20 protein-coding genes are annotated in these 22661 nt (G+C 38.2%); 7 read left to right on the forward strand and 13 right to left on the reverse strand.

Going from position 1 to position 22661, the window contains the following annotated elements:
* The first annotated feature begins 207 nt into the window (after positions 1-207).
* Both MHM87_RS10470 and MHM87_RS10475 read left to right on the forward strand, forming a co-directional pair.
* Entirely contained in the window at positions 208-1002 is a 795-nt protein-coding gene (locus MHM87_RS10470) for a hypothetical protein (protein WP_239258970.1), read from the forward strand.
* A 203-nt stretch (positions 1003-1205) separates the two neighbouring features.
* A complete protein-coding gene (locus MHM87_RS10475; protein WP_239258971.1) occupies positions 1206-1925 on the forward strand; it encodes a WecB/TagA/CpsF family glycosyltransferase in 720 nt (239 codons plus the stop codon).
* 11 nt (positions 1926-1936) lie between these two features.
* Here the strand turns inward: MHM87_RS10475 and MHM87_RS10480 are convergent, their stop codons facing one another.
* From MHM87_RS10480 to MHM87_RS10530, 11 genes are all read right to left on the reverse strand, one after another.
* Positions 1937-3112 carry a glycosyltransferase family 2 protein gene (locus MHM87_RS10480; RefSeq protein ID WP_275443500.1) on the reverse strand — a complete coding sequence of 392 codons (1176 nt, stop codon included), beginning with the start codon at positions 3110-3112 and terminating at the stop codon, positions 1937-1939.
* Entirely contained in the window at positions 3113-4324 is a 1212-nt protein-coding gene (locus MHM87_RS10485; protein WP_239258975.1) for a glycosyltransferase family 4 protein, read from the reverse strand.
* On the reverse strand, positions 4321-5166 hold the full coding sequence (locus MHM87_RS10490) for a glycosyltransferase (protein ID WP_239258977.1): 846 nt from the start codon (positions 5164-5166) through the stop codon (positions 4321-4323). Before MHM87_RS10490 ends, MHM87_RS10485 begins: the two co-directional genes overlap by 4 nt.
* Positions 5167-5492: 326 nt before the next feature.
* Positions 5493-7250, reverse strand: a complete 1758-nt coding sequence (locus tag MHM87_RS10495) for a thiamine pyrophosphate-binding protein (protein WP_239258979.1) — start codon at positions 7248-7250, stop codon at positions 5493-5495.
* The gene (locus tag MHM87_RS10500; protein WP_239258981.1) at positions 7243-8808 is read right to left on the reverse strand and encodes an oligosaccharide flippase family protein; all 1566 of its coding nucleotides are present in this window, start codon (positions 8806-8808) and stop codon (positions 7243-7245) included. Before MHM87_RS10500 ends, MHM87_RS10495 begins: the two co-directional genes overlap by 8 nt.
* Before the next feature lie 8 nt (positions 8809-8816).
* Positions 8817-9917 (reverse strand): SDR family oxidoreductase, encoded by a 1101-nt coding sequence (locus MHM87_RS10505; protein ID WP_239258984.1) that lies wholly within the window; start codon positions 9915-9917, stop codon positions 8817-8819.
* A gap of 181 nt (positions 9918-10098) precedes the next feature.
* A complete protein-coding gene (locus MHM87_RS10510; protein ID WP_239258986.1) occupies positions 10099-11244 on the reverse strand; it encodes a polysaccharide pyruvyl transferase family protein in 1146 nt (381 codons plus the stop codon).
* A gap of 294 nt (positions 11245-11538) precedes the next feature.
* Entirely contained in the window at positions 11539-12507 is a 969-nt protein-coding gene (locus tag MHM87_RS10515; protein WP_239258988.1) for a glycosyltransferase family 2 protein, read from the reverse strand.
* Between the two features lie 73 nt (positions 12508-12580).
* Positions 12581-13219 (reverse strand): polysaccharide biosynthesis C-terminal domain-containing protein, encoded by a 639-nt coding sequence (locus MHM87_RS10520; RefSeq protein ID WP_239258990.1) that lies wholly within the window; start codon positions 13217-13219, stop codon positions 12581-12583.
* 108 nt (positions 13220-13327) lie between these two features.
* Positions 13328-14173, reverse strand: coding sequence for a capsular polysaccharide synthesis protein (locus MHM87_RS10525; protein ID WP_239258992.1), 846 nt, complete (start codon positions 14171-14173; stop codon positions 13328-13330).
* A gap of 162 nt (positions 14174-14335) precedes the next feature.
* Entirely contained in the window at positions 14336-15568 is a 1233-nt protein-coding gene (locus tag MHM87_RS10530; protein WP_239258994.1) for an O-antigen ligase family protein, read from the reverse strand.
* A gap of 432 nt (positions 15569-16000) precedes the next feature.
* On the opposite strand from MHM87_RS10530, the gene MHM87_RS10535 reads away from it, so the two are divergent.
* From MHM87_RS10535 to MHM87_RS10555, 5 genes are all read left to right on the forward strand, one after another.
* A complete protein-coding gene (locus MHM87_RS10535) occupies positions 16001-16630 on the forward strand; it encodes a transglutaminase-like cysteine peptidase (RefSeq protein WP_239259022.1) in 630 nt (209 codons plus the stop codon).
* A complete protein-coding gene (locus MHM87_RS10540) occupies positions 16630-18567 on the forward strand; it encodes an EAL domain-containing protein (RefSeq protein ID WP_239258996.1) in 1938 nt (645 codons plus the stop codon). Before MHM87_RS10535 ends, MHM87_RS10540 begins: the two co-directional genes overlap by 1 nt.
* Before the next feature lie 128 nt (positions 18568-18695).
* Positions 18696-19265 carry a hypothetical protein gene (locus MHM87_RS10545; protein WP_239258998.1) on the forward strand — a complete coding sequence of 190 codons (570 nt, stop codon included), beginning with the start codon at positions 18696-18698 and terminating at the stop codon, positions 19263-19265.
* A 50-nt stretch (positions 19266-19315) separates the two neighbouring features.
* Entirely contained in the window at positions 19316-20722 is a 1407-nt protein-coding gene (locus MHM87_RS10550) for an O-antigen ligase family protein (RefSeq protein ID WP_239259000.1), read from the forward strand.
* Between the two features lie 33 nt (positions 20723-20755).
* Positions 20756-21166: a 3-phosphoshikimate 1-carboxyvinyltransferase gene (locus MHM87_RS10555; RefSeq protein ID WP_239259002.1), complete on the forward strand. Its 411-nt coding sequence runs from the start codon at positions 20756-20758 to the stop codon at positions 21164-21166.
* Between the two features lie 17 nt (positions 21167-21183).
* Here MHM87_RS10555 and MHM87_RS10560 read toward each other — a convergent pair whose 3' ends face one another.
* Together MHM87_RS10560 and MHM87_RS10565 are read right to left on the reverse strand one after the other, a co-directional pair.
* A complete protein-coding gene (locus tag MHM87_RS10560) occupies positions 21184-21939 on the reverse strand; it encodes a VpsP family polysaccharide biosynthesis protein (RefSeq protein WP_239259005.1) in 756 nt (251 codons plus the stop codon).
* On the reverse strand, positions 21929-22660 hold the full coding sequence (locus MHM87_RS10565) for a CpsB/CapC family capsule biosynthesis tyrosine phosphatase (protein WP_239259007.1): 732 nt from the start codon (positions 22658-22660) through the stop codon (positions 21929-21931). The genes MHM87_RS10560 and MHM87_RS10565 overlap by 11 nt, the downstream gene beginning before the upstream one ends.
* Between the last annotated feature and the right edge of the window lies 1 nt (position 22661).

Here is a 22661-nt window from a genome sequence, read left to right on the forward strand (position 1 = left end):
TAAATTCACTCATTGGCGAAACTTTAGTTTAGAAAAAATTTATGAGCTTTCCACGATGCTGTCATCGATAAATAATAATTAATCAGTTTAGTGTTGAGAAAATTTCACTGAGCCTTCAAAAATTGTTGTGAAGGCTCAGTTAGGTTTAGTATATTAACTGAACAAACAGAAATTGATTATTAACTACTGAGATCAAGGAAGAGTAAATTGCATAAAAGACATTTCATCCTCACTAGCGGTCGTTGCGGTAGCAATTATCTTGCAAACACTCTTAATTTGAACGCTAAAGTAGTTAACTACGGTGAAGTATTAGGACACTGGACACTTTTGAAGAAAGTTCATAAACCTTTATTCAGATTGGGTGGTTTAAGCAAAGAACGGTACTTAGATATGTTATATAGGAAAAGTACTTATTTTTACTTAGCACAATGTTATAGCGCTTACTCGCATTTAAGGAAGAAGCAACCTGTCAATTGGAAGAGTCGATACGACACGCAAACAATAGGAATTAAAGACTTTTTCGTAAATGTAAAGCAAGATAACCTTTACAACTATTTCCTTGATTCAAAAGAAATCAGTATAATACATCTAAAAAGAAGTAATATTTTGAAGCGCTTAATCTCTGCGATGTTGATGCATCAGGCAGGTGTAGTCTCAACAACAGAGAATAGTACAGAGAACAAAAGCTTTGAAATAGATATTGAGCAACTTCTGGCTAAGTTAAAAAGGGACTATAAGCTGAATGAGGAAGAAAATGCTTTCGCTGCAAAGTTATCTAAAAAGCAGCCGTTTTACCAACTCTCTTATGAAGATTACTTCTCGAGTCCTGAGAGCACATCAAAACATAATTCGCAAATTTTTGATTTCCTTGGCGTTGAAAGTACTCAAGTTAAGAGCAAGCATCGAAAAGTTCTTTCCCAAAATCTCGCAGATATTATTACAAACTACGATGATATTGAAAGAGCACTCAAGGCCACAAAATTTGAGCAGTACCTTTATTAGAATTTTGCATAATGCATAAAATGTTATACGGCTGAATATTCAATATTGATTATATTTCACCCAAGAAGATATCTCTACAACGTTTGTAGAACTGGTAACTTATACAAATTCCCACACTTATGAGATGATAAATTGAAGCTAACCATAGACATAACAATGGGACAAACTTCTATTTCAACACGCTCTTTTACAGAAGCTTTAATATGAAATGCATCGCCAGTAAAATAACCACAGCTGAAACTGAGTCGCAGGCCATTACTTTAACCGAGCAAGAATTACAGAAAAATAAGGTAAGTGTGATCTCTTTTATCAATGCCCACGCTTATACCATGGCAAATAGTGATATCAAGTTTAAAAACTGCTTGCTAGGTGCAGACCTTTTGTTCAGAGACGGTATTGGCGCAAAAATACTTTTAAAAAAATACGGCAAGCCCGTTGGCTATAACGCTAACGGTACCGATTTAATACCGTTAGTCTTAGACCGTTTCAAAGGGAAGTCAGTATGTTTTATCGGAACAGAGTCTCCTTACATAGAGCAAGCTGCATCAATCTATAAATCAAACGGTCACAATGTTGAAGCTTTTATAGATGGCTTTCAAAGTAACGAAAAAATGTTTGAGTTTGTAGAGGCACATCAACCCGAAATATTAATACTGGGCATGGGTATGCCGAAGCAAGAGTACTTTTCAGCATTCCTACAGCACAACTATGAAAATCCATTGGTTGTAGTGAACGGCGGCGCCATATTTGATTTCATTGCAAACCGTTTTACGCGCGCCCCCTCTATTTTTAGAAAACTTAATTTGGAATGGCTTTATCGTTTAATGAATGAGCCAATTAGATTATTTAATAGATATGCTATAGGTATACCGAAGTTTTTCTGGATATTACGGAAAAATATGAAACAAGAAAGATTAGGTTGATATCAACCTAATCATTCATTGTCCCGCTTCGTTCTCACCCAGTTCTTCTCTCGGTTTGAAACAAAAGTGCGATAAACACTGAATTTGCCTAGCACAAAAGGAATCATGCCTTTTAGTTGTGCTGGTGGTAGTATTTTTTTCCCATATTTAAACCATACACAGACAATTGCTAAAGCAAAAACAGAGATACACATCCCTATAACTGCAGACCAGTAAAAACCGTCGAAAATTGCAGCGATAAACGAGACAACTAAAGTAAGAATTGTGAGTATTATCCACATAATAGTTGGGGGAATTGCTGCATCTAATGCCTGAAAAAACAACCTAAAGTTTAACTGTTTCAAGCCTTGCAGCATCATACTTGGCATTTTCTTTACAACAGATAGATGGCCGTGCTCCCAACGCTTTCGTTGGTTTTCAAGCCCTTCATTGTTCTCAGGAAACTCACTCGTCACTAATGCATGGGGAACAAACGTCACTTCTTCCCCCCCTTGAACTACGTGCAAACCTAGTTCAAGGTCTTCAACAATACTGGAAGATGCTAAAGAGTATTTATTTAAAACTGATTTTGGAAAAGCCATTCCAGAACCTTGTAGGTGGCAGCTGATTCCTAGCCTTTTTTGGCCTAATGGTCTCACCCAATTCTTTATCAGCCAGGTAAACTCACTGATATTAAGCTTTATGTTTTCTTTATTCGGCGATCTCATTAAATAAAGGGCCTGCGCTACGCAATTTTTCGTTTGAGACGCATTTAGTAACGTATGTAAACTCCCTTCACCAAACAAGCAATCAGCATCCATTACAACAACGGTAGCAAACTCAACATCATTTTCGGTTAAGTAATCGACCCCGTATTGCAATGCATGACCCTTACCTACTAATTCTAGATTAGTACGTTCGATGCAGATAGCTCCAGCATCTCGACTAACAGCAGCCGTACTGTCTGAACAATTATCTGCGACAACCAATATCAAGTCGCCTTCTTTAACCTCTTTTCTTGCAGACATTATTGTCTTTGCAATACCTAACTCCTCATTATGTGCCGGAATTAGGACCACGCATGGCAGAGTATCGTTACTGTTGTTTACTTCAACCGAGTTACTATTTCGAAGACCTAGAAATAGCTGTAAAGAAAGAAAGGCTGATACAAAAGCCACGAGAAAGAAAACAATATTTAGTAGGAGCATTTATTCTTTTGCTCCAACCAGCACAGCTAACTTTTCAGCTTCTGTCGTTATATTATGTTCTTTCTTAACCGCTTCGAAAGCTCTTTTTCGAACCGCATCTAACTCACCTTGACTCAATTTGGTAAACGCTACTAATGCATCTTCCAGTGAAGCAACGGAACCAGGAAACACCAAGAAGCCTGTAACCTTATCGACTACAAGCTCTGGTATACCTGCAATAGCCGTACTAATAACAGGCACACCTGTAGCCATAGCCTCCATAATAGCCACGGGTAAACCTTCGGCAAAACTAGGTAACAGCATTGCGTCACTTTTACTGAGTAACTCTTTAATTTCGATGCTATCAACCCAACCCGTTATGGTTACATTTCCTTGCAGATTGTGCTGATTAATGAAAGACTCTATTTCTACTCGCATTTCGCCATCACCAGCTAAAGTAAGGTGTGCTTTAAAGCCAGCATTAATAAAGCGAGAAAATGCTTCTAATAAAAGTAATTGCCCTTTTTGCTCACATAAGCGACCAATGCATAAAAAACGGTATTCGTCCCCTTCCCTATTCGAGTTTAAAATTTGCTCATTGAAGAAGTTATCCTCAAGACCGCAGTGGACAATCCCTACTTTTTGCCAGTCTTCATAATCAGCCCAGCGGAAAAGCTGCGATTTACAATAATTAGTTATCGCTATTACTCTGCTCGCGTATTTTATTTTTTGGCTTAGGTTAAGTGTTAAAGGTTTGTCAAACTCTTCAGGCCCATGAACGGTAAAGCTGTAAGGTACGCCACTAATAATGCTTGTGTACATGGCTACTTCCGCCGGATTAGTACCAAAGTGCGCGTGTATGTGATCTACGTCACTTTCTTTGCAGACTTTCGCAACGTTGCAGCTTTCCACCAAATAAATTAAATGAATTAGCAAGCTCTGCTTCGATGCAGAATGCATTTTAAATAACACCTTTAAAGCTTTAAGAAAGCTCTTTGGATTTTCTCTAATTGCACTAAAAACGTGCTTTAATAATTCAAATTTGGGTTGTTTCAACACGTAGTGCGTTTTTTCATATTCTGTGAAATCAACTTTGCTCATGTCGTTCGGATCATCAGAACGCATAGCAACCCTTAAAACTTCTATACCATTCTCTTCATGCGACATTATTTCTCGTCTAATGAAGGTATGGCTTACTTTAGGGTACTGGTTAATAAGATAAAGAATCTTCATTTAAGTAAAGTCCTTTTAACGACTTGAGCGACCTTCCTAAAATGACCACCCATAAATATTTTAAAAAGTTCGGAAATTCTGATATCGATTTGAGGATAACCGCCATACATAGTAGATAACAAATGTGACTCTTCTGAGCGAGTTAATGGCTGAAGCTTATTCATCAATCGATTGAATGCGAAACGAATCTTGTCAGCAGGTTTGCCAGTTATTCTCTCGCCTTCGTGATTCTGAATTTGAATATAAGAACGAGTGTTTACATTCAAGATATCTCCGTATTGATTAGATAACCGCAACCAAGTATCCCAATCTTGTAGTGCTGGCATCTGTTCATCGAAGCCACCTACCGCTTTCAAATAAGAAGTTTTAGTGAACACTTGGTTACCAACTACATTACCTTTTCTCAACTTCTGGTAAGTAGCTACTTCCATATCATAACACGCTACTAAACCACTTTTTCTATGCTCTACCACACTATCAAACAACGCAGAGAACACTTTTTTATTTACTGTATACTCTTGCCATTTTTTAATAAATGTTTCTATTCGCCATGGTTCGAAGTAATCGTCGTCATCTAATCCAGATATAAATTCCCCTTTAGCCGTTGAAATTGCTTTATTTCGACCGTAACACGCTCCTTTCGATTTGCCGGTTGTATTGAGAATTGCGGTTAAAATACCTTGCTCATGCATTTCCGTTAGGTACTCTTGACTGCCGTCCGTTGAGCCATCATCAGCTACGATAAGTTCAATTGGAGAGTGGGTTTGATTCAAAACTGAATTAATCGCCCGCTCTAAAAGCTTTCTGCGATTATAGGTGGTGATATACACAGTAACTAACAATCTAAATCCCTTTTAAAACAGTCTAACTAATAAATGCTTTATAAGCTCAATGGTAACAGAAAAACGTAATTAAATTACAAGTTACTATAGTAGTAATTTTTAGAAATCATGAACTGAGAACGGTAGTATTGAAGTACCTTTTCGTTTTCACTCTGAGCCTTTACATTTTCCAAGCAAAAACTAGACCCAAAAAATTCCATAGAGTTTTGAAGACAGTTTAGGGAAAGTGGACAAGACAATCTATTTTAAAAGGAGAAACGACTTATTAAATTAGTCGCTTCCCCTCAACCTTTTTTGACTGTTTCAACTATTTAACAGCTTTTTGTCTATTTATTGAGAAGCTTCTTCGCCAATTTCACACCAGATTTTCCGACCACTGCTTTAACTAATTTTTTTGTGTTTACTTCAGATTTTAAATTAACAAGCGCCTGTAACGAATTACGTTCACTCTCTGAGTCTGTAAAAACTTCTAATAACATAGGCTTGTCAGTTATCTGGGGGGTTAAAAACCGTTTTATAGCTATATCAAACTCTTCTTTGTTATTCGCACTTAGGTACTCAAAACCCAGTGCTTGGCTATAGCCTTTCGCGAGATCAGGTGATTTTTCTCCAAAGTGTCCAGCCGCCGCAACATAAGCGTCCGCGTCCTCACCCATAAGTCTTTGCCCCGGATGTGAATGTAACCGGAACTCCATACCTCTCCCATTGTTAACAAGTATAATTCTTAAGTTGTTACCTACATGCCTATTCCCAATCGCATTCATATCATAAAAGAAGGTTAGATCTCCTAAAACGCAAAAGTGTAAAACATTCGGTTGAACTAGAGAAGCTCCAAGAAATGTAGATAAAACCCCATCAATACCTCTACAACCGACATTTGAACTTGTACTTACGGTTTTGGGTAACTCAAAGAACGTCCATGCACGTAAAGTATTACTCAACCCTAAATGCAACACACTTTTTTCCGGGATACGAGGCGCAACATATTTTGCTACCCAATTGTTAGAGAATGGTAATTCGGGTATTTTCTCGTATAAATCTTTATATTCAGCAATACATGCGTTCAAGTAAGAATCTTCGTCCACTGTTTCTCTTAACGGATGTTTAGCGTAATGCTCAAAGAAAGTCTGTTCTTGCATATTAAAAACATGAGTCAGTTTGTGGAATGTATCTCTAACCTCTCCGTCAGGGCTAACTCTCCAGACATTTTTAGCGCCCTTCAACACACCATAAGTCATGTAGTCTCCCGATAACTCTCCAATGTGGATTAACAAATCAGGGAAACAAAGCGGAGAGTCATACTTTTCTTGTCCTGCTATTAAAGCAAGCATAGTTCTATATTTCCCCTTGTACCGACTAGTATGATCGCAGAAAACGACCGCATCATTTTTCTTACAAAATGCGTCAATAGCTTTTGTTTCTGATTCTGTAAATACCGCATGCGAACAAATATAAATAGCAACCCGTTTAACCTGTTTCGTTAAAATTGGAAATTGATCATTATAGTTAATTCTCTTTAACACTCTAACTTCAGGCAGCTTTTTCACGGAAAAGTCGCCTTTTGTTGTTGCTAAATTTATATGCGCAGGGCCGCCGCCATTACGGGTTAACTCTAAAATGGCAGTATTCATTTTTAATTCAGCAAACTGAAAATCTGCATCATCTTTTATATGAGGCAATTCAACTTTGTACTTAAAAGTATCTTTAGGCCATACACTGCGGTCGATAACTTGTGGTACAAGGTTGCCTATGCCGTAGTAACCCACAAAAAATGTGACTGCTAATACTGGTAACTTGCGATAATAGGCCTCAGTCAAACCAGGTAGATAATTACGTGAGGCAGAGGCTCCCGTGCACGTAATTACGACTGGTTCTCCAGACTCGTCTGCTAATCCACATGCCATATAAGCAGCCGACCGTTCATCTACACAAGAATAAACTTCAAACCAAGGATCATACTGGCAACTCCCTACTAATGCCATGTTAGTGGTACCAGGCGATGCTACGATTTTTCGAATCCCGTGTGCTTTTAATAAAACAACTAAAATTTGTGCATTTTTGTCACTGGAATAATGTTTATGCATCTCTCTGCAACCTCATGAATTTGTTCCTTAATAGAGCTATTTTTTCCCGCACGAAGACTTTTTCTTGCGTTGTTAGTCCAATTGCCGCAACTGTAAATGCCGTCGTCGATGCAGCTAATAATGTAACAACCACGACTCTCCAAAACGACTCAGGTATTGGTAGAAGAAGGATAGTTAAAGGGATTACGAAAGCGATAAAAGTAACAGGAATTATTACCAAGATAACGCTTTTAAAATATAGAAATGGATTAAGGCCAATCAAATTTTTAAGCAACTGCAAGCGTATTGCTATTAGTAAAACCCTAATCACCAAGTGAACTAAGTATGCTGTTTCAGGCGGATAGCCGAATAAGTATAACGCCCAAGCAAAAAGAAAGACAGTCACACTCACGGCATTTACGACTAGTGCATACCTTCGAATATTGCCGGTTGCCATTGCCGCAGTAAATAAAATTCCAGCCATCACTTGAGGTAGCATCGTCAGCAATGTTAGCTTTAAAAAGACTGTAGCATACTCTGGTACCTCATTTAACCAAAGGTTTAACACAGTCTCAGCTTCAATGAAAAGAGGAACAATAAAAAAAAGCGCAAGAAAGTAAGAGAATTTACTTCCGCTACAAATAAGTTGGTGCATGTAATCTTTTTCACCTGCAGCATAGGACTTAGTTATTTGCGGGTTCATTGCTACTGTAAGATTACTTATGAGTTGATTTAAAGCATTTTCTACTTGTGTGGAAACACCTCGGGCTGCATTCGTTAATACTCCAAAATGCAGATTCATCAAAATATTAATGCCTTGTGTATTGATAATCGCTACCGAGGAACTAAAGAACGCCCACCCAGTAAAACCAAACATTTCTTTTAACAGCTTTATATCCCATATAAACTTAAAGCGACTTGATGTGAAATTGTATCTACAATAAAAATAGTAAATTGTAAAAATCACTAAAGATATCAACGTCAAAAGTACAGAATATAATTTCAACTTATCGACAGTAGCAATTGTTAACAAAAGTGCAACACCAAGCTTAAGAAACACATCTACTAAACCAATGTAAGCAAACGCCTTCATACGCTCGTGCGCAATAAGCATGGCTTGGTATGAAACGGTTATCATTCCGATAGCAAAAGTTATAGCTGTACTCAATAAAACCCAGTTTGCAGCTGATAAACTACCTTCTGGAATATTCATCTTGGAATTTAGAAACCAACCGCCGATAAGAAGTATTAAAAAGAACAAACAAATAGAAAGCATTATTTGCAGTAACAAACTTGATGAAAAAACAGAGCTTAGCTTTCCTTCAGAACCACGGCCTAGCTCGTAAGTTATAAATCTACTCACAGCTGACGAAAGAGACCCAGAAATACTGGAAAACATAGCGACTACGCTACCAACGGCAACGAAAATTCCGAAGTTTTCTACACCCAAAGCAGATAAAACAACCCTGCTGGTATAAAGTGCGACCGCAATTGTTATGATTGAGCGAACAAACAGAAATATTGTATTTTTCGCGATTCGCGAGTTTTTTTGTGAGCTTGAAGATGTATTTTTTTCCATGAATTACACTATTTCTTCCGTAAGAAACGATTAACTTTATAAGCAAACTCTAAGGCAAAAGTCACTCCAAATCGTTCAGCCAAATAAATTATTTTTTCATGTAAACTTGGGATTTCATCCAAAGGCGTGAATTCGCTAGAAGCTTTGTCGTTCATTGCCTCCAGTTTCCAATTAATGGAAAGAAACTCTTTGTTTTTCAAAAATTCCTTTAAACAAGCCCTGATGGCTTCCTCAGCTTTCTGAAAAGAATCGACATCAACAAATTGCTTTATTTTTTTATTATCAAAACGACGATTAAAGTAGCGGCTGTAAATGACTTGATATTTGTTGATATTAAGATTGAGTGACTTCTCAGTCATTACGACCTTAGGTTTCGTCCCCAACTCTTCGTAAAGCACCTGAAGATAAATATCTAATACTTCTTGCCAAGTTATTTCTTCTTCTGAGGTTATATGAAAGGCCTCACCTAAGGCCTTTTGTTCCCCAACAATATTCGCGATACCGATTGAAACATCATCACCATGAGTCATTGCCGTTATCTTATCGGCAATATCTTCTGAGAAGACAATACTTCGTCCTTTTAATGCTCGATACAGCCACGACTCTTTTTCTAATACGCCCAATTGCAAGCGCGATTCGTTAAATGTAATACTTGGCCGAATTATCGTCCAGTTGCTTTTACCAGAATCACGCAACGAATTTTCTTGTCTCGCTTTTGATAATGCATACTCATCTGTACTCAAGTAATCGGTATCTGTTGCTGTTTCCAACAAGCGGGGGGTTTCTTCAGTGATACGCTCGAAAGATTCAGAGTAGACGCGCGCTGAGCTAATAAAGATATATTGTTGAGTTGCATCGAGTATGCTCGGCAATCTTTTCGCAAAACGTGCTGAGCGGTATGCCATGAAATCTATAATAACATCCCACTTTCGTTCTAAAACCCCATAAAAAAAAGCATCGTCTTGAGCATTACCTAGCAAATACTCGATGCCTGATATTGCCCCTTTTGATTTACGCGATGTCACGTAGACTGAGAATCCTTTGCTTAACAAAATTTTACTTAAAGGCACTCCCATGGCCCCAGTGCCACCTAAAAGTAGAACATTCATATTTTACTTCCTTCCAAATGTCTTTGATTTTCGTTTGATGTAATCATCCATGAAAATCACAACTACTAGCTGTTCGCTAAAGAATTGTTTTTGCAAACTTCAAGGACTGCGCTATCTAATGTTTGACCTGCTGATGTGTATTTTTAGTTTTTGTAAACACCAGTGCCATCAACTTGCGAGCTCATACGTTCTCTATTAAGAAAGCCAAAGAGCGTTCTCGTTCTAGTGCTAGTCTACTATTTACATAGTCCCAATCTATTTCATCGCTAAGTTTTTGCATTTCAAATTTATTAGGTTCCAATATAAGTCGTTCTTTAAGCTTAAAATTGTCAAGTAACGAGGAAAACCTTGAAAGGCCGCGCTTAGCATTTCCTATGGACAAAAAGGGTTTATTAAAGAGTATAGCGAAAACGGTGCCGTGAAATGAGTCGGTAATTATAAAATCTGCATGGACAAACCCGTTTATCCACTCCTCAATTGGTGGAAAGACAAATTCGTCCCTATTGCGTTGCGTTAAGTTTTTCATATCTTTGCGTGGCATCACTCCAAATGCTTGTGCATTTAAAGATTTAGCTACATTTTTTTCGAAGCGCTCATTTTCCTCAGAGCGGTCTAAAATGTAACAAAACAAATTCCCTTTTGGTTTGTCTAAAGATGCATTTCTGACTAATTCACAATATTTCTCTTTTGGAACAAGTAAAGTTGGGTCCAGAACCATCGTCGAGTCGGTACCTAAGTAATTTTCACATAGTGATATTGCCGCTACCTCTCGAACTGAGATGGCATCAAAAGTACTTATAAGCTGCTTACACTTAGAAGTCTCGCTCTCAGTTAACTTCCAATTTTCGACGCCAAAAGACGCTGCGTATGATAACTTTTTAACAGTTTGTACATTTTCTAAAAATTCGAAGAAATAATTAGCCAAATAATAAGAGTAATCAGGTCTCCAAACTTGATCACTTCCAACCACAAAGCTTTCGAAATTATATTCTTTTAGATCGTCGAATTTAAAATATGGAGATACTTCTTTAGTAGTTGCTATATAATTATCTATAAACTTTTGAACGTTTCGATTTATATACTTCTTATCAGATTCACTTGTAAAATCAGGCTGAAAAACAGTAGTATTTTTAATGACTTTACGAATTCGCTGCTTCATATGTTCCAATCGTTTTTTAAAATTGGAATGTGTGGGGGACTTGATATTTATTAACATCGTTGTATGCCCTAACTCTGAAAGAGTCTCTTGGAGTGCAAAGGCTTGAAGAATGCCTCCATAGTTATTTGTAAGAGGTAATGTAAGCGTGGCGATGTTTTTTTTAATCACAAGTTTTTTCTCTATTTATTAAGATTATCAGAAATGGCGGATTGGTTGCGAGTAATTAAGAACTGCTAGCGCACAAACAAGTTTGTTTAATTTTTACGTAAGCTCGATAACTTCACAAGATGAGCTCAAACTATCATACGACAACTAACCACTCTAGTTAATCAAATTTTTATCTAGATTGTAGTTAGTTTGCGAGTTGACATTTTTCATATTTATATATGGTCACGTGCGTAATAAAGCATTTACCTAATAACGTATTTATCACAAATGCATAGCTCATATTCACCATTACATCTATGAGCGCTTAATTAAGCCAAAAGACGCAGTACGAATAATTTTTCTTATAAACGCTTTTAAAAATATCTTAAAACCGCGCAGGGTTTTTATTTTAGGAATTGCTTGAAAGTACTCCTTAAAACCATTTTTAATAGACATTTCATACACTTGGTTACAGAAACGAACTAAATACGTATCGTGTGATAGCATCATTTCGTACTCTACATCACCCCGATAATTGAAGCGTGTGAATGAGGAGGAAAGATCGATATTACTTTTGAGCGCGATATAATGACTCCAAAAATGAAGTTTCAAATCGCCTGATAAGTTAGCACCATGACTTCGTTTTACCGCCAAAGGGTCTGTAATAACGTACACACATCCATGCTGTGAATACCTCAGTATAAAATCAAAATCCTCTGAGTGATTGAGCCTATGATTGAAACCACCAATTTTCATAGCTAACTCTCGATTAAATATTACAGTCGATGCCGTACCCACAAAGTTTCGTCTGATAAACGCCAGTTGGAAATCTTCTTTTGAGAAGTTTGTTTGGGTGCACACATTATAGTCTGAATACCCTGCTAAAGCTCTACATGTAGCATTTTCATTGTCTAAGTAATAATCTGTGAAAATAAATGCTTCATAATTTTTAAGTTCATCGTATAGGGCCAATTGCTTTTCTATTTTAGTGGGCGTCCAAATGTCATCTACATCTAAAAAGGCCACAAGATCTCCTGAGCTTTTGAGAAGCCCCAAGTTCCTCGCAACAGAAACTCCAGAATTTTGCTGTCTAAAAACTTTTATCGGAACTGATGATGATTTGCTAATTGAAATGGCAATATCAAAGCTTTTGTCTTTTGAACCATCATCAATAATTATTATCTCACTAACATGGTGCGTTTGCTGAAGTATCGATTCAATCGCATCTTGAAGAAAACTCTCACCATTATAAACTGGGATTATGGCACTAACAGAGACGCTCATTTATACTCCACCCCTAAAAAAAAACACTATTTTCATACCCAATTTAAAGCTCCATAACCTACATGGTTTAAGTTTAACTTTGTTGTTTAATGATTTTTGACTTTAAGTAAAGAGCTGCTGCTGTTGCGACAGCAACTTGCATGATTGCGAAAGAAATAACTGTAAAGTTCGCATTTGTAAAACCTAAATTAGTTGCCCCAACGTACAGAATACCGAGTACCAGTGTTAATATAAGCATTGAAACAAGTAAGTAAACACAATAGGTCAATAAGTTTATTTTCAAAACTCTACTAATAATTATGGGTTGAAGTACCCCCCTTGTCAGACCCAAACTTATAGCCATTGAATAAGCTGCGCCCATGATCCCAAAAAGACTTACAAAAGGGTAAATGATAGAAAGCAGTGTTACTATCTCTAAAATGCATAAAAGCATAATTGTTTTATTTTTATCTTTAGATATCAGAAATGATGTACAGGGGCCATGTACCGTTGCAATACAAAAACCGGCAGCTATCAGCTTAACTACTTCTGGAGTAAATTGTGGTACGTCGCCCAACCACCACGCTAAAATGGCAAATAAAAGTGACCATGTTCCAAAATCAGCTTCACCAAAATGCAATAGCATTTCGCGAAATACCACCAGGCCGAGTAGAATCTGCGTAACAATATTTACAACATTATCTAGCGCTCCTGATACCAAGACTTTTAGCATTAAAACCTACTCATTAATATTGATAATACCTTAAGACTTATAATTTTTTAAAAAAGCCTGTTACTTTTTAAGTATTAAAATTTAAAAAAAGGAATTACCACTTTAAAATCAAATATAGAGTTTAAAGACCTTACTCGAGTAACTCTCCTCGCCATCGGAATGAGTACTGCACTGCTCTCTCCAGTTAAGTTTGAAGAATTTGGTTTCTAAAGTTATTTTCTCAAACTCTACTGGATCAAACTTTTGGTCAAAATTGGTCTGTAAAAAGTAAACATCAGGGTTATTTTTGGCTATAGAGTCTACATCGACCGATACTCTAGGAATATTTTCATAGGCAATATCAACTAAATAGTCCGTTAAAAAATAGTCGACTAATCTATCATATTTACTGTAGTAGCGTTTAAACGCATCTGACAAGAACATGAACAAAGGGTGTGCTTTTTCAGCTCCAATACAAGAGATTGACCACCTACCATTGGAAACAAAACGAGTCTGTGTACCGTGTTTTAAGGTAAAGAAACGTGAGTTCAACTCGTTTTCTAGGTCAGAAGTGATAAACATAGTAGCGTCTAACCATAAACCTCCATAGGTTTTAAGCAGTTCCACTCGCAATACATCAGAAAATTGCTGTATAGGTATAATACCTTCTTTAAATTTTTTTTCGATTACGGGGTGAATTTTTACGAAGTCTCTGTAGTTATTTTTATCCACAAAAATAACTTTTCCTTGACGGCAATTCATTTCAATTGATTTGAAACAGTGTAAACAAACGTCAGGTAGTTTATCTTTTCCGTCCCACCAAAAGTACCAGATAGTCGGACGATCAACAATTCCATTTTTCTGCAAATTATTGTAGTTATCAAAATCGATATCTAATGAAGAAACCAGTTTATTTTTAATCGCTGTGTGCTTCTTAATTTCTAATACCGATTGTGCATTAGAATTTCTGCTCACTTTATTACTTATAAATTGCCAGAAAAACACAGGGAGCCCAAAATTCTGTATTCTCCTTAAGATATTCCTAATCACTTTTCATTATCCGTTTCACAAATACACAAGACAAACTTGTTTAATTCTAACAGTTGTCATCCAAAAAATTACAACTTATTTATCCAATCAATATGGACTAGTAATCTTTTTTTTGACGCGCTTCTCCAATATCGCACAAGTAGCACCCAAAAGTAGCCACAAATACCAACAGTAAGAAAGGTAAAATAAAATATTGTCCGAGTAACAAACAACCATATATGAAGCTATTAAAGCTAAAAGCACACTGTTTCCTTTGGGGTCTTTCGCAAAGCTTTTTAAATGCTTAAGCAAAATTCCAATTAATAGCACAAGGTAAAAAAAGAGCCCCACGAATCCCATATCAAATGCTATCTGAACATATGCATTATGCGCGTCAAAACCATGGCTTTCTTCCATCGTGAAGAAATCTAAAAAGTAGTAAGCGAACGTATTATAACCGTGTCCAAAGAAAATCTTATTCTGTATGAACTCCCAAGAAGAGAGCCATACTACCTTTCTCCATGCATAAGAGTTAAGCTTCTCGCCACCCGAATCAGTCAATTGAGAATCAGATGCAAGGTCAGCTATTCGGTCCTGAACAAATGGCAAAAACAATGCCAAAACACCAATACAACACATTAGAACTACGTATTTACGTTCGTACAGAACACCGTAGATAAAAAATATAGCGAAGAATGCAACCCAAGCGCTTCGTGTTTGAGTAGCTATCAGGCAAATTGCACTTAAAGGTATAAGTGCTATACATAACCGGATAAACCTTTTCGAGAAAAAGACCGTGTTTGACTTAATGCTATAGAATGACACAGCTGCAATAAGCACTAAGTAAAATGCATAAATATTTGGATGGCTAAAGGTACCGTGAAGCCTGAAACCATGCCTAGTTGTACTGGTTTCTGGGAAGACAAATTGAACAATGGATACCGCAAATGGTATGGAACTCGAGTAAATGATCAATTTTATTATCGATTCAAGATCTTCCCTAGACCGTACGAATGTGTAGGCTAAAGAAAAAATTGCAAAATAGGTAAGAACAGAAACGAACGAGCGAAATGAAGTTACTGGTGTAGGTGAAATAACAATAGAAATTAACCCTACCACGAGGAAACCAGCCCAAAGTTTTAAAACGCTTGCCGGTATAGAACCTCTATTTTGCAGTAGGCCACCAAAAAAAAATACAATCACCGCAAGATTAAGCAGCGCACCGAAGCTTATGCCGCCAAAATCTGTCATTTTTAATATAGGATCAAGTGATGCTCTTGTAAGCAATAGCAAGTAGATGACGGGTGAAAATATGTAAAGTGGGCTTTTACGAATGATCATTAGTGAGCACTGTTTTTGATAGTTCCATAGCAGCGTTGATAAACAACTCCATTTTAGCGGTTTCAAAATACAAGTTATGCGAACGGGATGCAAAATTTTCTGCAAGTTTCGAGCCGTAAGTAAATTTTAATCAGTTAAAGCGCACGTTTATAAAGCTTACATTAAGAAGTCACCTGCAGTGCATTGTCAATGGAGGAAACATTCATCTTTCCGAATAAACGAAGAGCTGGAATTTGACTGATTTTGTGTATTTTCAATGCACTTCTCTTTTGTTATCAGTATTATTAGCTACAAGAACGTAAAATATAATAAAGTTTTGCACATTATTGAGGCATTTTTATTAAAGCTAGTGTTTATCAAATTCAGGCATTTATTTATTTGAAAGGGTTTCATGTATCCCTTGCGTTTGTATGCGCGCTATCTGCCTTATATTTGCTATTCACACCAATATTGGTTGCTCAGCAAAGCACAGTGTTCACTGAACAAGTTTATTTAAGGATAAGCTCTACTTACGGTTCTGACGCTAGTGAAAACGTTGCTAAATGGCGACAATTGGTTGCTGAGTTACAAAGTGAAGACCTAGACGAAAAGCTTTACCAGATAAACCGCTTTTTTAACCGTTTTGATTTTGTAGACGACCTTGTTCACTGGCAACAAAAAGACTATTGGGCAACGCCAATTGAGTTCATTTCTACCGGTGCTGGCGACTGTGAAGACTACACTATTGCCAAATACTTCTCTTTAATTGAACTTGGCGTTCCTGAACAACAGTTGCGATTAATGTATGTAACCGCCCTAGAATTACGCCAACCTCACATGGTTTTGGCGTATTATGAAACCCCAACCTCTATTCCACTTGTTTTGGATAATATAAATAGGCGTATATTGCCTGCTAATAAAAGAAGAGATTTGTCACCCATTTATAGCTTTAATGGTAACGGCCTGTGGGCGGCGAAAGCTATGGGAACGGGCCGCAAGCTGAGGGGAAGCGGCCCGATGAAGATGTGGGACGATATGGTAGAGCGGCTAGACCGCGTTATGTACGGAGATAAAGAAGAATAATGAGACTATCTACCCAACTAAGTACAAGCTTACTCGTTTTTTTGATACTGGTTTTTGCTGGTTCTTTCATAATAAACGTTAAGTTAACCAGAGAGTATGTAAACGAGCAGCTTGCTACCCACGCGCAAGATACCGCAACTTCATTAGGGCTTTCTGTTACGCCCTACTTGGGTGACGCTAACGGCCTGATTGTGGCCGAAACTATGGTAAATGCTATTTTCGACAGAGGGTTCTATCAGTATATTACTATTACTGACATGGAGGGGAACCTACTGATTGAAAGACGTAACCCAGATACTGTCGATACGGTTCCTACCTGGTTTACTGATATTGTAGAAGTTACTCCCCCCGTTGAAAAAACAGAATTAAATGATGGTTGGACAATGGCGGGTGAACTAGCGGTTCAAAGTCACCCTGGCCTTGCAAATGAAACTTTATGGGAAAGCGTTAAACAAAGTGCGTTTATGTTTTTTGCAGCCTTCGTGTTCGCCTATATTGCCCTGCTGTTTATCATCACTGCCATCACAAAACCCCTTCGTATTGTGGTAAACAAAATTGAAGATATACAAAACCAAAAGTTTTCCCACATTAATTACAAACCTTTTACGAAAGAACTTTCTTTTATAACTCAGGCGGTAAACAGGCTTTCTTCGTCAGTTGAGGTAATGTTTAAAGAGCTAACCCAAAAGGCCGAGCAGTTCAGAATTCAAGCTTTTGAAGACAGCCTTACCGGTGTACAAAATAGAAACGCTTTCACACGCCATATGAACGCGCTACTAAGTAAAACTGCCACTTCGGATGGTGGCTATGTAATTTTGATACGTCTTGCACAACTAAACGCTATTAACATGACCTTAGGCGCTCAAGATGGCGATAAGTATGTTACTGGTGTAGCTGAAGAGCTTAAAAATTTCTCATCTAGCATTCAAGAAACATCATTTTTGTTTAGGATATCGGGCGCTGATTTTGTATTAGTGACAGAGTCGATGACTAAGCAAGATTGCGAAGCCCACATAAACGTACTCTGTAGTACCCTAGCGCTTTGCAACCTACTTAAAGATGGCAGTAAAGCAGTATGGATTGGCGCTGCGCAGTTTAACGATGAACAGGCTTTTTCCGAAATTATGGAAAATGCCGACAGCGCATTGATGGCTGCGACCAAACAACCTCACGGCTGGCAGTTCGCCTCTGAGCTTTCTCATATTCACAGCAATACGGCGTGGAAAGAGCGGTTAAACCAAATACTACACCAGCAGTGTGCCGATATACTTATTCAGCCTGTAATGAACGTTGACCAAAACACGCCCGCTTATTTCGAGGCCTTCGCACGATTTAAAGACAAAGATACTGGCAACCCTATCCCTATGTCGCAATTAATTCCGGCGTCAGAGCGCTTGAACTTAATTCCAGAGGTAGATAAGTTGGTGGTAAGCTTAGTTCTTAATAAACTGGCAAAAGATAAAAGGAATGTTGCAATTAACATCGCAAATGCATCTTTAGCCAGTGGATCGTTTAGGCAATGGCTGTTAGGTTTGCTGAACCAAAATGAAGCGCTGTGCACTTATTTGGTCTTTGAATTAGAAGATTCTGCGTTAATACACCATAAAAACGATGCAGTATCGTTTTGCAAGTCGCTGGTTAATTTAGGCTGCGAGATAACTATTGAACATTTTGGAGACAATCTTGCATCATTAGCTGGATTGAGGGCTATTCAGCCTCATTTTGTAAAAATTTCCGGCAAACTTACGAAAGATGTTCACTCAGACAAAGATAGTCAGTTATTTGTAAGTAGTTTATTAAGCATTGCACGCGGGTTAAGCATTAGCATTATTGCTGAACTTGTCGAGAACGAAGCCGAGTCGATTGCATTATCGCAACTACATGTTTCGTATCAGCAGGGCTTTTACTTTGCCAAACCTTCGTTATGGCAGTATTAGTAAGCCTAAAATGAATAAATGAATAGAGCTATAACAAAAACGAGATCTTATACGTTCACTTGTTGTACAATAAAGCCATATGGTGTTAGCAAGAAGCTAACCCGACGTTTTTAATCTAAGGATAAGTTATGCGTAGCAACATTATTTTATCTGTGCTCTTTTGCGTGTTGATTGCTTTTTCAACGGCATCTTTTGCTCAAGAGGGCAGCGTACCCGGTTTGCAAGTTAGAAACCTTTTAGTTACTGAAATTGAAGAGGGTGCATCGGTTGAGCAAGCTGCAAGTGAAGTAAGCCAGATAGTACTTGACGAAGCATTGTTTTTTGATGCGGCGGGTATGGCTTACTTAGACGGAAACCAAAGTGCTTTTGAATCCCTTGTAGGCCTTTTGAATGATAACGCCACGGGGTTTGAACTTGCTATAGCAGGTTTTACGGCGTTTCCTGAACAGGCTGCACAGATTGTTACCATTACTATTTTAATGTTTCCAGAAGACGCTAATGAAATATACAACATAGCCCTTCAAATGCAGGTTATTAGTGAAGAAGACGCATTATTAGCGGTTATTAATGCTGGCGTAGACCCTAGCACGTTAACAGCAACTGCTGCAGGCGCGGCTGGAAATACGTTTTCTCCGCTAGGTGTAGGTACTGGTGCTGCAGGCGCAGGCGGTGGCGACACAACCATTTCAGCTAACTAGGTTGCTTTAATTTATATTTAAATTCTACGTTAGTTAGTTGTAATTTGCTTATGTTTAATTTTCAGAAAACCGAAAAGTTTCTTTTCGGTTTTCTTTTGTTTACCTTGTTCTGGCTGCCTTTGTCACTAGGAGCCAACCGCCCATGGGCATGGGCATTAATGCAAATGTCGTTTTTCTTTATTGGCGGCGTTTTATTACTCATTAACAACTCTTTACTTTCAAAGCTATACGCACAATACAAGGTGCTTGTTATTGTATGGATGGCATTCTTAGCCTGGCAGCTAGTTAATATAATCCCCCTTCCTTTTTCTTTAGTTGAAGCCCTTCGCCCTGAACGCGTTCACTTTATGATGAACGAAAATATTCAGTACGTGGAAGATATAATGTCGCAATGGCTTTCGCTAAGTTTTGATGTTGGGCAGAGCAACGTTACGTTTTTTAAATCGCTTGCCTATTGCTTCTTGTTTTTCATTGCACTTACGCTTATCAACACAGGTAAACGCCTTAGGTACACTTTGATAGTAATTAGCGCTGCTGGTGTGTTTCAAGCTATATATGGTGCATTGGAAGTATTGTCTGGCTTGAAGTACAGCTTAATTTTCAAACTGCCTGTTTCTCATATTGCCACGGGAAGCTTTGTTTATAAAAATCATTATGCCAATTTTCTATTACTTTGCTTAAGTGCCGCCATTGGTTACATGATAGCTAGCTTGCGTGTTCGAAGCGGTTCAAGCCCAAGAGAACGATTACGTAGAATAGTGCGCTTTTGGTTAAGTAATAAAGTGCTGTTTCGTATTGGTATTATAATAATGGTTATAGCGCTGGTTATGTCCCGTTCTAGAATGGGCAATAGCGCGTTTTTTATCGCTATGACAATTACGGCTACACTAGGCTTAATTTACTTTAAACCGCGCCAAAAAAGCTATGTGGTGCTGTTCATAAGCATGCTGATTATAGATGTGCTTATTGTTAGTAGTCTTTTTGGTCTTAAACAGGTGCAGCAGCGCATTGAACAAACCAACTTAACGCAAGAAAGCCGTGATGAAGTGATAACCGATGCCCTGCCCCTTCTTACCCAATACGGGATCATAGGTACAGGTGGTGGTACCTTTTATACGGTATACCCTCAGGTTCAAAGTGAATCTATTCAGCACTTTTACGACCACGCTCATAACGAATATCTTCAATTTGCTATTGAATTTGGCGCAGTGGGTACGGCGCTGCTGGCAACCTTAGTGCTGGTATGTGCTAAAAGCGCCATGAGCGCTATTCGTCATCGACGACACCCCCTTCCTCGGGGAACCGCATTTGCAGGCGTTATGGCAATAATAGGAATGGCTTTACACAGCACTGTCGACTTCCCTCTACAAGCACCGGCAAATACCACTATATTTATTGTACTGTTAGCACTAGGTGCGTTAAGTCGCGATATCCCTATGGGGCGGCGAGATAGATAGCCACAATTAGTTTTATGACACAAGGGGACCTGTGTGGTACTAAAGATAAAGCGACCAATAAAAGAAGAGCCTAACGTTCAGCACATGCTAGAGCGTATGCCCAAAAATGTTGCAGATTCCTTTACCGACGACCAGTTGTTTCATTTAAATACCGCGCTTGCCGGCCGGCGCTGGGGTAGTCACAAGGTAGATGTAAGAGGCACAATAGGCTTGTTGCGAAGCCGATATTATTTTGTGCTTTTAGCAGGGCGAGATAAGCGAGAGCTTTCTCGTACGGAAAGCCGAATTGGTAAATTGGTGATGGCGGCTATTGTTGCCTTGTTCTTGTGCGTATCTTTAGTACTAGGCCTAGTATTGCTGTATATATTAAAAAGTTGGTTGGGCATTAACCTTTTTGAAGGCTTTTCTTTAGGCCTTTGGGATTGGTTAAAAGGGAATACGTAAAAGTCCAGCTCTTAGTTTTATGCACAGTTTAATAAGCCTGTGCTGACAGCAAAACTAGATGGTCCAAGCCAACGACACGCGGGTTCATTAAGATTGTTTTTGCTTATGAGTTTGAGTATTAATTCTCTAGTCAATGGGTTCTTTATACCTAAATCTAGGTGGTGTCTTAGTCGTTTTAAAATTTTAGCGTAATGCACTGACCTGTTCATATACATTGTAATACCGAACTCTGCTATAAACCTGTGCACTATGGCGTCTTGTGGTCCAACGCTAACCGCGTTATCTAAATACTGATAAAACTGGCTATCTAGCTCGCCAAGTTTCCATTTTACAGATGCTAAGCCTATCCAGCCCCCACTCCAATTAGGCCTTAGTTTTAAGCTTTTTTTATAACTTAGCATCGCTCTGTGCAGTTCATCAGGTCCATTATTCGCTTTTGTTACAGTTTCTAAATCACTCGCTAAATTCGTACTGAAGTGTAACCACTCATAAAGCTGCCCTTGTAATTGATAATAAAGTGCATTGTTGGGGGCTTTATCAATTACCTTTTCAATCTTTATAAGAGCTATTTCAACGTCTTTTGTCGAAACTGAAGAAGGAGCGCGATTCCAACTATCTAAACTATTTTTAACGCTATAATAGGTATTGCTAACAAAAAACTGATTTGCGCTTCCCAAAAAGCTAAAGAAAGCTATAGAAGCTACCAGGAAACTAACCGCACTACGCCATTTGACCTTTTCTATCCAATGCGCGAACTTATTGTCAATTTGCATGCTTTTTCTCCAGTGCTGTTATTACACTAGGAGTTTCTACAAAAACTTTTTTTGCATATGTATAATCATAACTCGCGACTACTTCATAGGCAGCTTTCATATCATTGGGTCGTCTAACTAAATCGTGAGTGTCTGACGCCACTACATGAAATGCTCTTTCCTCAAATAACCTAAATGCAAACTCTTCTACTTTATCACCAAAGCGTCCAACAAAGGCTCCTGCGGTTGCTTGAAATAAACACCCTTGTCTTTGCAGCCAATTAAATTTGTAATTTTCGGCAATTAATTCTCTGTTGCGTTCTGGGTGGGCAATCAATGGCTGAATATTATTGCGCAGTAGCCATTTTATAAGTACATCAAGACCTTGTGGAATATGGCTATGAGGCATTTCAAGAAGTAATACATTTTTGCCATCGTATTTACCTAGGAATGGTAATTCACCTTTTTTGTACCATATAGGAATTAACTCATTCACACGAACTTCAGCCGCAAATGAAAGAGAAAGAGGAATTGACTCCCTCTTAACGTGCTCACTAAAAGAGAGAAAGGCGGCTTCTATCGAGCTTCGAGAGTTATCAAAATACCCCATATGTATATGAGGGGTGCATACCATATGGCTGATACCACAACTTACTGCCTGCTGAGCCATTTCAAGGGCAATGTCTAAAGTCCTGGCACCATCATCGATGCCAGGAAGTATATGACTATGAAGGTCTATCAAT

This window comes from Alteromonas sp. Cnat3-28, assembly GCF_022348265.1.
Lineage (GTDB): Bacteria > Pseudomonadota > Gammaproteobacteria > Enterobacterales > Alteromonadaceae > Alteromonas > Alteromonas macleodii.

Bases quoted from the DNA above. Each gene is read 5' to 3' on its own strand.
- MHM87_RS10475 (WP_239258971.1), top strand. From the start codon at position 1,206: ATGAAATGCATCGCCAGTAAAATAACCACAGCTGAAACTGAGTCGCAG.
- MHM87_RS10480 (WP_275443500.1), bottom strand. From the start codon at position 3,112: ATGCTCCTACTAAATATTGTTTTCTTTCTCGTGGCTTTTGTATCAGCC.
- MHM87_RS10485 (WP_239258975.1), bottom strand. From the start codon at position 4,324: ATGAAGATTCTTTATCTTATTAACCAGTACCCTAAAGTAAGCCATACC.
- MHM87_RS10495 (WP_239258979.1), bottom strand. From the start codon at position 7,250: ATGCATAAACATTATTCCAGTGACAAAAATGCACAAATTTTAGTTGTT.
- MHM87_RS10500 (WP_239258981.1), bottom strand. From the start codon at position 8,808: ATGGAAAAAAATACATCTTCAAGCTCACAAAAAAACTCGCGAATCGCG.
- MHM87_RS10505 (WP_239258984.1), bottom strand. From the start codon at position 9,917: ATGAATGTTCTACTTTTAGGTGGCACTGGGGCCATGGGAGTGCCTTTA.
- MHM87_RS10515 (WP_239258988.1), bottom strand. From the start codon at position 12,507: ATGAGCGTCTCTGTTAGTGCCATAATCCCAGTTTATAATGGTGAGAGT.
- MHM87_RS10520 (WP_239258990.1), bottom strand. From the start codon at position 13,219: ATGCTAAAAGTCTTGGTATCAGGAGCGCTAGATAATGTTGTAAATATT.
- MHM87_RS10530 (WP_239258994.1), bottom strand. From the start codon at position 15,568: ATGATCATTCGTAAAAGCCCACTTTACATATTTTCACCCGTCATCTAC.
- MHM87_RS10540 (WP_239258996.1), top strand. From the start codon at position 16,630: ATGAGACTATCTACCCAACTAAGTACAAGCTTACTCGTTTTTTTGATA.
- MHM87_RS10545 (WP_239258998.1), top strand. From the start codon at position 18,696: ATGCGTAGCAACATTATTTTATCTGTGCTCTTTTGCGTGTTGATTGCT.
- MHM87_RS10550 (WP_239259000.1), top strand. From the start codon at position 19,316: ATGTTTAATTTTCAGAAAACCGAAAAGTTTCTTTTCGGTTTTCTTTTG.
- MHM87_RS10560 (WP_239259005.1), bottom strand. From the start codon at position 21,939: ATGCAAATTGACAATAAGTTCGCGCATTGGATAGAAAAGGTCAAATGG.